This is a genomic window from Mesorhizobium sp. HAY1-8B, from assembly GCF_056868045.1.
This window is the reverse complement of the sequence record NZ_CP200321.1, coordinates 5,627,880-5,640,545: the sequence shown is the minus strand read 5'-3', so window position 1 is coordinate 5,640,545 and position 12,666 is coordinate 5,627,880. Positions and strand designations below refer to the sequence as shown.

The following is a 12,666-nucleotide window of genomic DNA, read 5'->3' as shown; positions in this document are numbered from 1 at the left end:
AATTTCTTAACATTAGAAAATAATAGGGAGGAAGGACATGGGCGCCCATCACGGAGCCATCCTGCGCATCCTGCGTGATGACGGCCCGCAGTCGCGCGCCGAATTGGCGCGGCGTACCTCGCTTTCGCCTACCGCGCTCACCCATCTGACGGCCCATCTGCTGAGGGAAGGCACGGTGGTCGAACTCAACCAGGCGGCCACGGGCGACGCGCCGGTCGGGCGGCCGGCCATTGGTGTCGCGCTGGTGCCGGATGCGCTGTCGGTGGTCGGCGTGCATATCGGCGCCGGCACCATCGACGCCACCATCACCGATCTCAGGGCCGCGTCGAAAGCCATGGCCTCTCAGCATTTCGACACCGCCACCAGCGAACCCGCCGATGTGATCGGCAAGGTGGTGCGAACCGTCGAGCAATTGATCCGAAAGACCGGGGTCGAGCGGTCCCGCCTGATCGGCCTCGGTCTCGGCGTACCGGGGCCGGTGGACACCAAGCGCCGCCGCAACCTGCAATCCGTCAACTACGACTGGAAGGACGTGCCGTTCGCCGACGAGCTGGAAACGGCGCTGCGCATGCCGGTCGTGGTCGAGCACAATGTCAGCGCGATGGCGCTGGCGGAATCGCGCTACGGCATCGGGCGCGACGCCACCGCGCTGCTCTACATCTACCTGCGCACCGGCCTCGGCGCCGGCCTGGTGATCAATGGCATGCCGTTCCGCCCCGGCGGCTATGGCGCCGTCGAACTCGGCCATGTCCAGGTGATCGAGGATGGCGAGCTTTGCGCCTGCGGCAACAGGGGTTGCCTGGAAACCTTCCTGTCCGAACGCGCACTGGCCCGCGCCGCGCATGTCGACACGCCTCATCCCCGGCACCTGCTGGCCGCGGTGGAAAAGCATCCGGACGTGTGGAGCGCGGCCCTCAGGCACCTGACGACGGCGATCGCCACCGCGACCAACCTGCTCAACCCGGACCTGATCGTCTTCGGCGGCCATTTGGCCGAAGCGCCGGAAAGCTTCATCGATCACATCCGGGCCGGCGTTCCGCCACGCGTCCTGCCGCCGATGCGCGACGTGCTGCGGATCGAACGGTCGAGCCTTGGCCCTGGTGCCGGCGCCATCGGCGCCTCCGCCGCGGCGCTCGACCATTTCTTCTATTCGGGGGTGTCGCGATGAGCGAGGCATCGAAGACGACCCGCCAAGGCAATGCCCAGCCGGAAGGCCAGGGCGTCGATTACTCCAGCCTCGCGCTCAATCTGTGCGGCCTCGTCGCCGGCATCGCCATCTGGTGGGCGCTGACGGCAGGCGGGGCGGTCGGCCTGCCGCCGCCGCCGCAGGTCGCGGCAAGGTTTGTCGACGTCATCGCCAGCGGCCAGCTCGCCACCGACATCGCCTCCAGCCTGGCACGGGTGCTGACCGGCTTCCTTCTCGGCGTCGTCCTGGCGATCCCGGTCGGCTTTGTCATGGGCTGGTACAAGGTCGCGCGTTCACTCATCGAGCCCTACCTGCAGTTCTTCCGCATGATCCCGCCGCTTGCCATCATTCCGCTGGCGATCGTGACCATGGGCATCGATGAGACGCCGAAGATCTTCGTCATCTTCCTGGCGTCCTTCCTGGCCAGCGTCGTCGCCACCTATCAGGGCGTCATCAGCGTCGACAAGACGATGATCAACGCCGCCCGCGTGCTTGGCGCCCGGGACATGACGATCTTCCTGCGCGTCATCATTCCCGCCTCGACGCCGTTCATCCTGGTCGGCGTGCGCATCGGGCTTGGATCGGCCTGGGCGACGCTGGTGGCCGCCGAACTGATCGCCGCGCAGACCGGCCTCGGCTTCCGCATGCAGCAGGCGCAGCTCTACTACGACCTGCCTACCATCTTCGTCAGCCTGATCACCATCGGCGTTCTCGGCCTTGCCATGGACCGCATCCTGCTGGTGATCGAACGCCGGCTCACCGTCTGGCAGGAGCGCGTGTGATGCCGCCCGAGATCGCCCCAAAGCCAAAGATTGCCCCAAAAATCGTCTTCGACAAGGTGACGCGCCGCTTCGACCTCAAGGACAACGCCTTCCTCGCGCTCGACCGGCTGTCGCTCGACATCGCCGACGGCGAGTTCGTCACCCTTGTCGGTCCGTCCGGCTGCGGCAAGTCGACGGCGCTCAACATCGCCGCCGGCCTGTTGACGCCGAGCGAGGGCACCGTGCTGGTCGACGGCAAGGCGGTCGATGGACCTGGGCCGGAGCGCGGCATGATCTTCCAGCAATACGCGCTTTTCCCCTGGCTAACCGTGCGCCAGAACGTGGAGTTCGGGCTGCGCGTCAAGGGCGAGGGGGCTTCGCGGCGCAGGGAAATCGCCGCGCGCTTCATCGACCTCGTGGGACTTGGCGACTTCGCCGACGCGCTGCCCAAGACGCTGTCGGGCGGCATGAAGCAGCGCTGCGCGATCGCCCGCGCCTACGCGGTGGACCCGTCGATCCTTTTGATGGACGAGCCGTTCGGCGCGCTCGATGCGCTGACCCGCGTGCAGTTGCAGGACCAGTTGCTCGACACCTGGAGCCGGGAGCGGCGCACCGTGATGTTCATCACCCACGATGTCGACGAGGCCGTCTACCTCGCCAACCGCGTCATCGTCATGGCGGCGCGGCCCGGCCGGCTGAAGGAGATCATCGACGTGCCTTTGCCTTACCCGAGAACCGAGGAAATCCGGCTTTCGGCAGCGTTCATGGCCATCCGCAATCGCGTCTGGCAAGCCGTTTACCACCAGTGACAGTGACAGGAGGAGAGTATGGTGACACTGACAAGACGTAACTTCATCGCATCATCGGCGGCACTGGCCGCATTCGCCGCTTCCGGCGTTCCCGCCAAGGCAGCGGGAATGGCGGCGCGCATTGGCTATAACGGCGATTTCTGGGGCGCCAGCGTGGCCGGCGTCGCCGCGGACCAGGGGTTCTACGCCAAGCACGGCGTCGATGCCGATATCAAGGTCTTTACCAATGGGCCGATCCAGGTGCAGGCGCTCGGCGCCAACAGCCTGGAATTCGGCTATCTCGGACCGGGCGCGCTCTGGCTGCCGGCGACCGGCAAGGCCAAGATCATCGCCGTCAACGATGTCGGCTTCTCCGACCGGGTGATCGCCCAGGCCGGCATCACCTCGATCACCGACCTCAAGGGCAAGAAGGTGGCTATCGCCGCCGGCACGTCGGGCGACATGTTGCTGCGGCTGGCATTGCGCAAGGCCAACATGGCGATGACCGACCTCGACATCGTGCAGATGGACCCCAGCACCATCGTGGCGGCCTTCGCTTCCAAGCAGGTCGACGCGGCCGGCATCTGGTATCCGTTCGTCGGCATCATCCAGAAGACCGTTCCCGATCTGGTGGAATTGGCCAAGAATGACGACTTCTATCCGCAGACCACTTTCCCGAGCGTCTTCATCGCCCGCAATGACCTTATCGAGGGCAATCCCGATCTCGTGCGCAACGTGGTCCGCGCCATCAAGGACGCGCAGGACTTCCGCGCCGCCAACCAGGGCAAGGCGATCGAGATCACCTCGAAGCTACTGGGCATCCCTGCCGACCAGCTGAAGACGGAGGCCGGCTACGGCCGTTTCATGACGTCGGCCGAGCTGATCAAGCTGACCAAGGACGGCACGGTCAATGGCTGGTTCGCGACCATGAACGAGCTGTTCAAGACCTTCGGCAAGTTCGAGACCTCGCTCGATCCCAAGGATTACTACCTAGGCGATCAGTATATCGCGGCCTGAAGCCGGCCCGGAAACCATCCCTTGCAATCTCGGGTCCCGGTTCCGAACCGGGACCCGCCTTCTGAAAATCATACCACCAGCGGCGAGCCATCCATGAACGTTCTCTACATCGACATCGACAGCCTGAGGCGCGACCATCTCGGTTGCTACGGCTACCATCGCAACACCTCTCCGGTCATCGACAGCCTTGCTCGCGACGGCATCCGCTTCGAGAACATCTATGTTTCCGATGTGCCCTGCCATCCCTCGCGCACGGCGCTGTGGAGCGGCCGCCACGGCATGCGGACCGGCGTGGTCGGCCATGGCGGAACCGCCTGCGAGCCGTTCCGCGAGGGCGCCGAAAGGGCCTGGGCCGGCACCTTTTACGAGGAGGGCTGGATGCGGGCGCTGCGCGATCTCGGCTACCACACCACGACGATCAGCAGTTTCGGCGAACGGCATGGCTGCTGGCACTGGTATGCCGGCTTCAACGAGATCATCAATCCGGGAAAGGCCGGCATGGAGAACGCCGACGAGGTCTCAGGCCTGGCGCTCGACTGGCTGAAGCGCAACGGCTCGGCCAAGAAGTGGTTCCTGCATGTCAATGTCTGGGACCCGCACACGCCCTATCGCGCACCGGATGCCTTCGGCGATCCCTTCGCCGATCAACCGCTTCCCGACTGGATGACCCAGGCGGTGTTCGAAAAGAGCCATGCCGGCTATGGCCCGCACAGCCCGCAGGAGCCTTCGGGCTTCGATGTCGAGCCGGGCGGATCGAAATACCGGCGCATGCCGTCGCCGATCAGCGACATGGACACCGTCAAGGCCTGGTTCGACGGCTACGATACCGGCGTGCTCTACGCCGATCACCATGTCGGGCTCATCGTCGAGGAATTGAAGCGGCAGGGCCTGCTTGACCAGACCATCATCGTCATCGGCGCCGACCATGGCGAAAACCTTGGCGAGCTCAATGTCTGGGGCGACCACCAGACGGCGGACGAGTTCACCTGCAACGTGCCGCTGGTCATCCGCTGGCCCGGCGCCGACGACATGCGCGGCGTCAACCGCGGGCTGCATTATCATTTCGACTGGGCCGCGACGCTGATCGACCGGCTTGGCGGCAGCGTGCCGGCGCTGTGGGACGGGCGCTCCTTCGCGCCCGCGCTCGCCGCCGGCCAGGACGGCGGTCGCGACTTCCTGGTGCTGAGCCAGGGCGCATGGGCGGTGCAGCGCGGCGTGCGGTTCCGGCGCGACGGGGCCGACTGGCTGATGCTGCGCACCTACCATGACGGCTACAAGGATTTCGGCCCGGTCAGCCTGTTCAACCTCAGCGAGGACCCGCATGAGCAGCATGATCTTTCCGGCTCCCGGACCGACATCGTCGATCACGCCAGCCGCCTGCTCGAGGACTGGCGCGGCGCCATGGCCGTCCGCGGCGACAGCGACGTCGATCCGCTGGTCACGGTGATGAAGGAAGGCGGGCCTTTCCATTGCCGTGGCGAATTGCCGGGCTATCTTGAAAGGCTGCGCCGGACGGGTCGCGCGGCGGCGGCGACGCAGCTCGAGCAGCGTCACCCGGCGCCACCGCCGCGGCGCCAGTCGCTGAACTGAGGGGAGAGCCCGCGGCCGGCGGCACGCCTGGCCGTGTCCCATCAAACGCTGCGCTCTGTCTCACGACAGGCGGTTCGGTCCGGCCTATCCCGATGCGCCAGAGGGCTTCCGCCCGGTGGCACGGAGGATAGCACCAAGTGACATCGATGCCGGTTGCCAGTCGCGAAGCGGCGCCCTTGCCCGTCGCGGCGCTGATGGGCGCGATGGTGTCGATCCAGATCGGCGCCACTTTCGCCAAGACCCTGTTTCCGGTGATCGGTGCGCAAGGCACGACGACGCTGCGGCTGGTCGTCGGCGCGCTGATGCTGATCGTGGTGCTGCGTCCCTGGCAGATGCGACCGACGCGCGCCAACTTGCCCTGGCTCGCCGCCTATGGAGTGACGCTCTGCGCGCTCAACCTCCTGTTTTATGCGGCCCTTTCCAGGATCCCGCTCGGCGTCGCCGTGGCGCTCGAATTTTCCGGGCCGCTGCTGGTGGCGACGCTGACGTCGCGGCGCGCCAGCGACTTTGCCTGGATCGCGCTGGCGGTGGCCGGCATCGTCCTGCTGTCGCCCTTCATTCATTCGCTGCAGCCGCTCGATCCGACCGGGGTGATGCTGGCGCTGGCGGCCGGCGGCTTCTGGGCGCTCTACATCGTGCTCGCGCAGAAGACGGGCGCCCAGCTTGGCACCCGCACCACCGCCTACGGGATGGCGATCGCCGCCGTGCTGGTGCTGCCCTTCGGCATCGCCGAGGCCGGAACGGGCCTGCTGGCGCCGTCGATCCTGGTCGGTGCCCTGCTCGTAGGCCTGTTTTCCAGCGCGCTGCCGTTCTTCCTTGAGATGGTGGCCCTGACCCGGATGCCGGCCCGCATCTACGGCACGCTGACCTGCCTGGAGCCGGGGCTCGGCGCGCTCGCCGGCTTCCTGTTCCTGCACGAAAGCCTGAGCCTGGCGCAACTGGCCGGCATCGCCGCCGTCATCGCGGCCGCCGCCGGCACGGCGCTGACCTCGAAGCCACCGGTGCCGTCGCCGGAGTAGGGTGCCGCAGCGCCCCCGTCCTCGTCGGCGCCTTCGGTGTCACGACGGCCAATGCCGCGTTCGCGCCGATCGACTGCGGCTGAATGGTCACACTGATCGGGAAAGCGGCGTGTCGCTTTCCTGGACAATTCCGGTGCGACCCAGCCCAAGACGCAGCCCACGGACAATGCCACATCGGGGGCCTCGACCACACCTGGATCGCCACGGAGTATTTTCGTGGCGAGGACCACAACATATGGGGCGGCAGACAAACATGAAAATCATTCTTCTCGCGACGGCCTTCATTCTGGCGCCTGTCGGCATGGCGTGCGCGGCCGACATCAACGAGGTCTCGCCTGTTGCCGGCTACGACTGGTCCGGCCTCTATGCCGGCGTCGACGCCGGCTACGCAGCCGGAAAATCCAATCTCCTCATCGCTGGCGGCGGCTTCGGCGGCGGATCCGACCTCAACGTGCCGCTTGATCCGGACGGTTTTATCGGCGGCATCCATATCGGCGCCAACTACCAGATGGCGAACAGTTTCGTGATCGGCGCCGAGGCCGACATCGCCTACAGCAATGCCGATGGGCTGACAGGCGTCGACGCTGGCGGCGGTGGCGTCAATACGTTGCTCAAGAGCGAACTCAAGTGGTCGGGGTCGGCGCGGCTGCGGGCCGGCTATGCGTTCGACCGGACCTTGCCTTACATCACCGCGGGCGTGGCCGCGGCCAAATATGAAGTGACCGCGATCAGCGCCGGCCCCGGCGGTGAGATACCGTTCCACGACGAGAGCCATGTCGGCTGGACGGTTGGCGCCGGCATCGAGCATGCCTTCACCGACAGATGGATCGCGCGGGCCGAATACCGCTACTCCGATTTCGGCAGCCAGGATCTGTCGATAGCAGCCGGCCTGCCCACGGAGACGAACGTCGACCTGCAGACGCACGATGTCCGGGTAGGCCTCAGCTACAAGTTCGGACGCTTGAACTGCAAATCTCCCTCGGGAGATGGCCGGCGGGCCAAGGGGCCGGGGGGCTCGGCCTGCTGCCGCGGACGGGGTCGGCGCTCTAACGCGACGACCCCTCTGTCGCCTTCGGCGACATCTCCCTTGGAGGGGATCAGCAGCTTCGACGTCGCATCCTGAATCCGTTTTTCCGCCGTGATCGGCAAGTCGCGTACCCGTTTGCCGGTAGCGTGAAACATCGCCTCCGAGCTCGACCCGTTCCGCCGGTCGCAAAATAGCCGCTGTTGCCGGAAATCGTGCGGCCAAGCAGCTATATGGCGCGAGGGGAGAGCCATGATGAAACGATCGATCATGGCGGGCCTCGTTCTGGCAAGTTCCCCGGCGTGGGCAGGCGGCATGCCCTATGCGCCCTCGGCCGATGTCCCCGACTATGTCGCGACCATGACGGTCCAGGAGATTTGGGGAAAATCAATCGGCCCGCAAACGCGGATCGTCATACAGCATGGCGGTTGGGTGCGTGTCGACCAGCAGCAAGAGACCATCTATGGAAATCCGGCAAAACAGACATCGATCGTCATCCGCTCACATCCACAGGCAAGCTATTCGTCTGTCCTGATCTACCGTGAGATACCCGCATCGTCGCTTGGAGTGCGCGGAACAAGCCAGACGGGGCAAACAGAAATACATGCCGGCGAGTCCTGCACTGTGCTGAAGCTCCTGCGCGGCGATCCGGACAGGATGAAGAACGGGCCACAATGGCTGAGTTGCCTGACAGCCGACGGGATCGAGATCGGCGCGAAGGTGCTGGGTAACAATGGTTCGCCGGAGGAGCAGGTGACGCTGGTCAGGCTGGAGCGCCGGCCTGTGCCCGCCGAGGACGTAAGGCCGCCCGCCGATCTGCTCGACGTCGCGCAATGGCTGCATTTCGACGACCAGCCGGCGCAGGGCGCAACCGCCGTTGAACAGTTTCCCGACTATGCCCTCCACATGCATTCCGAAGGGGCGACAAGGACAGTACGCCGGCACGGTGCCTGGACCTATGATGAGAGATCGTATGCTGACGGGCGGCGATATCTCGTCATCTGGAACGACAAGACGGGGCAGCAACTATCCTTCAATACGCTCAAAGGTGGCGCGTTCGAACGGCTCTCTATGCTGCAGAAATACCTGCCTGGACAGAGAATCTACTTTCCCGATGGTCGTGGCAGCGCTGGCACCCCGACAAGAACCGGTAAAAACAGCGGCGTTATGGGCGAGCCGTGCGCATGGTTCGACATGACGCCGAATATGGCGGACGGGAGCCTTCACCACTGTCTCACGCAGGACGGCATCCCGTTGAAAATCAGAAGCGGCGAGTGGGGATCCGAGGAATTTGTCGCCGATGAGATCCAGCGCCGGGATATCAAGACAGAAGAGATTCTTCCTCCCGCCGATGTTCTGACACGATCGAACTGGGATATTCCGGGGTAGGCCGACGGAGCCGGGATGACGGCCCTCCCGTTGCGATACGAGAGGGCCGTTGCGGCCCTAAATCAGCTTCTCCAGCGTGATCGGCAAGTCCCGCACCCGCTTTCCGGTCGCGTGGAACACCGCGTTGGCGATCGCCGGCGCCACGCCGACAATCGCCAGCTCACCGACGCCCTTGCCGCCGAGCACCGAGGAATGCAGGTCGGGGATGCCGACCGAGATGACTTCGATGTCAGGGATGTCGGCATTGGTCGGCACCAGATAGTCGGCGAGGTTGTTGTTGACGATGCGGCCGTGGCGGCGGTCGACGATGCCTTCTTCCAACAGCGCCTGGCCGATGCCCATGATGATGCCGCCCTTCCACTGGCTCTCGGCGAGCTTCGGGTTGTAGAGCCGGCCGGAATCCAGCGCCGACACCACGCGTGACACACGCACCGTGCCGAAATCCTCGTCGACGCGCACCTCGACGAAATGCGCGCACCAGGAGTGGCGGGAATAGTCGCCTTCGGTGTGCGGCAGCGCCATGGCGATGGTGGTGTAGTTCTTGTAGCGGTCCTCGGCGGTCGAATTGGCCGGCATGGTGTCGCCGGTCGCCTCGATGCGGTCGCGCCCCACGCTCTTGAGCAGGTCGGCGATCGAGACATCGGGGCCATCGCCGCGCGGCGAGCCGATGCGGCCATTGGCGACGACCAATGTGTTTGCCTGCAGCGTGTGGAAGGGCGAGCGCGGGTCGCTGATCGCCAAGCCCACCAGCTGGTCGAGCGCCGAGGTGGCCGCCTTGTAGACCGCACCCGTCATCACGCCTGCCAGGCGCGAGCCGCCGGTGACGCCGGCGCGGGGAAAGCGGGAGTCGCCGAGCTTCACCACCACGTCGTCGGCGCTCACGCCGACCGTTTCGGCGGCGGTCTGCGCCAGGATGGTGTAGGTGCCCTGGCCCATGTCGATCGAGGAGCTTTCGACCTCGACCGAACCGTCGGCGAGGATACGCACGACCGCCTCGCCATAGGCGCGCCGGACCGGATAGGTGCCGGCGGCGACACCCCAGCCGATCAGCTGATTGCCGTCACGCATCGAACGCGGTTCGGGTGTCCGTTTGGACCAGCCGAAGCGTTCGGCGCCCGCGGCAAAAGCCTCGCGCAACTGCCTGGTCGACCAGGCTTTTTTGGCGTGCGGATCCTGTTCGGCGTAGTTGCGCAGCCGGATCTCCAGTGGATCGATGCCGACCTCGTGGGCCAGCTCGTCGATGGCGCTCTCGATGCCGAAGGCCGAGGGGTTTTCGCCCGGCGCGCGCATGGCGCCCGGCACCACGGAATTCACCCGCACAACATTCTGCTTCGAGGAGAAATTCGGCGTCGCGTACATGATCGAGGTGACAGATCCCAGCGGCTCGACCCACATGCCGTCGATGGATGTTTCATTGACGCCGCGATGCACGATCGACTGGATCACGCCGTCATGGTCGGCGCCGATCGTCACCGTCTGCCGGGTCGCGGCGCGGCCGCCATAGCCGGTAAAAGTCTGCGGCCGCGTCATCACCAGTTTCACCGGCCGTCCCAGCATTCTGGCCGCACTCGCGGCAATCGCGCCGTGGCCGAGCGCCAGCGCCTTGGAGCCGAAGCCACCGCCAATATAGGGCGAGACCAGCCGCACATTCTCGAAGGGCACTTCGAACCATTCGGCATAGGTGCGGGCCATGCCGTCCAGCCATTGGCTGGGCTCCCACACGGTCAGACGATCGCCTTCCCAGCGCGCGATCAGGCCATGCGGCTCCATCGGCGCCTGGTATTCGCGCGGCGTGTTGTAGGCGGCGCAGATCCGCACCGGCGCCGAGGCGAAGGCGGTGGCCGCATCACCCCATTCCTTGGTCATGGCGTCGATCGGGATGCCGTCACCGGCCTTGCCGTCGCTGAGGTCGACGATGGAAGGCGTCTCGTCATAGCTGACCTTGACCAGCGCCGCCGCGGCGACCGCCTGCTCGAAGGTTTCGGCCACGACGGCGGCGACATGCTGGCCTGAAAACGTGATGTCGCGTGCCAGCGGGCAGTAAGGCCTGTCCGGCGGCGGCGTGCCGAACCAGTCCGACGCGGTTCTCAGGCTGATGATGGTGTCCGGTGTGAGCACCTTGAGGACGCCCGGCGCCGCCTCTGCCCGCGCGGTGTCGATCGCGCGCACCTTGCCGGAGGCAATCGTGCTTTCGACCAGCACGGCATGGGCGAGGCCTTCGAGCTGCTGCTCGACGGCGTATTTGGCCGCACCGGTGATCTTGGCCGGGCCGTCGACGCGAGACAGCCGCCCGCCTATGGCTTCCGCCAGCGCGCCATCCGAGGCGTCGCCATGTCTTGCGTGGACAGTCATGCCGTCTCTCCCAATTTGAGGATGGCCCGCGCGACAACGCGCGGTGCGAGTTCGATCTTGTAGTGGTTGGCGCCATGGTCGACGGCGCCTTCGACGGCAAGCAGGCTGGCCGCGCGGACAGCGGCCGGTTCCAGCACCTTGCCTATCAAGGCGGCCTCCACGGCCCGCGCCCGCCACGGCTTCGTCGCGACGCCGCCGAGCGCCACGCGCAGGTCGCGGATGGTGCGCCCATCGGCTTCCAGCTCGAGCCCTACGGCCGCGCTGGCCGCCGCGAATTCGTAGGATTGCCGGTCCCGGATCTTTAGGTAGGTCGAACGGCGCGCAGCGGCGGATGAGGGGATCTCAATCGCCGTGATCATTTCGCCCGGCTCGATCGCGTGCTCCCTGTCGGGCGTGGTGCCGGGCAGCAGGAAGAAGTCGTCGACCGCGATGCGGCGATCGCCGAGATGGACCATCGCGTCGAAGGCGACCAGTGCGGTGGCGAGGTCGCCGGGATACATGGCGATGCAGGCCTCGCTGGCGCCGAGCACGGCGTGGCCCCTGGTGACGCCGCCGATCGCCGAACACCCGCTGCCTGGCTCACGCTTGTTGCAGGCGGAAAAGTTCGAGGGATCGCGGAAATAGGGGCAGCGCGTGCGCTGCATCAGATTGCCGCCGATGGTCGCCATGTTGCGGATCTGCGCCGACGCCGCCTGCCACAGCGCTTCCGACACGGCCGGGAAGCCGCTCTGGATGTCGGCATGGTCGGCGACATGGCTCATTCTGGCGAGCGCGCCGATGGTGGCTCGGTGTTCGCCCACTTCGATCCGGTCGAGCCCCTTGAGGTGGGTGATGTCGACCAGCGTGTCGGGTTCGGCGACGCCGCATTTGGCAAGATCGATCAGTGTGGTGCCGCCGGCAAGCAGCATGGCGCCGGGCAGGGCAGCGGCCTGTCGTGCGGCATCAACCGAAGTGGCGCGCAGATACGAAAAATCCCTCATGATGCGACCTCCAGGGCTGCCTGGCGCACGGCGGCGACGATGTGCGGATAGGCGCCGCAACGGCAGAGATTTCCGGCCATGTATTCGCGGATTTCCTCATCCGATCCGGCGTGGCCCTCGCGGATGCAGGCGACCGCCGACATGATCTGGCCCGGCGTGCAATAGCCGCACTGGAAGGCGTCCTGCTCGAGGAAGGCAGCTTGCACGGGATGCAGTTCGCCCTCCCGTGCAAGCCCCTCTATGGTGGTGATGGCGCGGCCCTCGGCCTGCGCCGCCAGCGTGAGACAAGCCAGCACGCGCTCGCCGTCGACATGCACGGTGCAGGCGCCGCACTGGCCGTGGTCGCAGCCCTTCTTCGTGCCGGTCAGGCCGAGCCGCTCGCGCAAGGCATCGAGCAGCGTCACGCGCGGCTCAAGCTGCAATTCGTGATGATGGCCGTTGATCTCGAGATGGACGGGGATTTTCGTCATGGGCGTCTGGCTCCAGTTGCTTGACGCGAAGTCGGTTGATCATGTTGCGCGGGCGGGGCAGCCGGCGGGTCTAGCTCCAGCCGTCCGGCC

The 12,666-nt window shown here is 66.0% G+C and carries 11 protein-coding genes; 8 read left to right on the top strand and 3 right to left on the bottom strand.

The genetic code is table 11. From position 1 onward, the window contains the following. Window positions 1-37: 37 nt before the first annotated feature. The 8 genes from AC1VON_RS27095 (at window position 38) to AC1VON_RS27060 (ending at window position 8,774) form a co-directional block, all read left to right on the top strand. The gene (locus AC1VON_RS27095; protein ID WP_172349525.1) at window positions 38-1,168 is read left to right on the top strand and encodes an ROK family transcriptional regulator; all 1,131 of its coding nucleotides are present in this window, start codon (window positions 38-40) and stop codon (window positions 1,166-1,168) included. Next, window positions 1,165-1,968 carry an ABC transporter permease gene (locus AC1VON_RS27090; protein ID WP_483125474.1) on the top strand — a complete coding sequence of 268 codons (804 nt, stop codon included), beginning with the start codon at window positions 1,165-1,167 and terminating at the stop codon, window positions 1,966-1,968. Before AC1VON_RS27095 ends, AC1VON_RS27090 begins: the two co-directional genes overlap by 4 nt. A 29-nt stretch (window positions 1,969-1,997) precedes the next feature. Continuing rightward, on the top strand, window positions 1,998-2,756 hold the full coding sequence (locus AC1VON_RS27085; protein ID WP_172352921.1) for an ABC transporter ATP-binding protein: 759 nt from the start codon (window positions 1,998-2,000) through the stop codon (window positions 2,754-2,756). A gap of 27 nt (window positions 2,757-2,783) precedes the next feature. Then, window positions 2,784-3,752 (top strand): aliphatic sulfonate ABC transporter substrate-binding protein, encoded by a 969-nt coding sequence (locus AC1VON_RS27080; protein ID WP_483126388.1) that lies wholly within the window; start codon window positions 2,784-2,786, stop codon window positions 3,750-3,752. A gap of 93 nt (window positions 3,753-3,845) precedes the next feature. Beyond that, entirely contained in the window at window positions 3,846-5,342 is a 1,497-nt protein-coding gene (locus tag AC1VON_RS27075) for a sulfatase (protein ID WP_172349527.1), read from the top strand. Window positions 5,343-5,479: 137 nt separating this feature from the next. Beyond that, entirely contained in the window at window positions 5,480-6,361 is an 882-nt protein-coding gene (locus AC1VON_RS27070) for an EamA family transporter (protein WP_206681922.1), read from the top strand. A gap of 253 nt (window positions 6,362-6,614) precedes the next feature. After that, window positions 6,615-7,484, top strand: a complete 870-nt coding sequence (locus AC1VON_RS27065; RefSeq protein WP_483125473.1) for an outer membrane protein — start codon at window positions 6,615-6,617, stop codon at window positions 7,482-7,484. 156 nt (window positions 7,485-7,640) lie between these two features. Continuing rightward, on the top strand, window positions 7,641-8,774 hold the full coding sequence (locus tag AC1VON_RS27060; protein ID WP_483125472.1) for a hypothetical protein: 1,134 nt from the start codon (window positions 7,641-7,643) through the stop codon (window positions 8,772-8,774). Between the two features lie 57 nt (window positions 8,775-8,831). On the opposite strand, the gene AC1VON_RS27055 is transcribed toward AC1VON_RS27060, so the two are convergent. From AC1VON_RS27055 to AC1VON_RS27045, 3 genes are read right to left on the bottom strand one after another with little or no spacing between them, the layout of a single operon-like run. After that, entirely contained in the window at window positions 8,832-11,126 is a 2,295-nt protein-coding gene (locus AC1VON_RS27055; protein WP_483125471.1) for a xanthine dehydrogenase family protein molybdopterin-binding subunit, read from the bottom strand. Then, entirely contained in the window at window positions 11,123-12,106 is a 984-nt protein-coding gene (locus AC1VON_RS27050; protein WP_483125470.1) for an FAD binding domain-containing protein, read from the bottom strand. Before AC1VON_RS27050 ends, AC1VON_RS27055 begins: the two co-directional genes overlap by 4 nt. Then, window positions 12,103-12,576: a (2Fe-2S)-binding protein gene (locus tag AC1VON_RS27045; RefSeq protein ID WP_483125469.1), complete on the bottom strand. Its 474-nt coding sequence runs from the start codon at window positions 12,574-12,576 to the stop codon at window positions 12,103-12,105. Before AC1VON_RS27045 ends, AC1VON_RS27050 begins: the two co-directional genes overlap by 4 nt. Window positions 12,577-12,666: the final 90 nt, after the last annotated feature.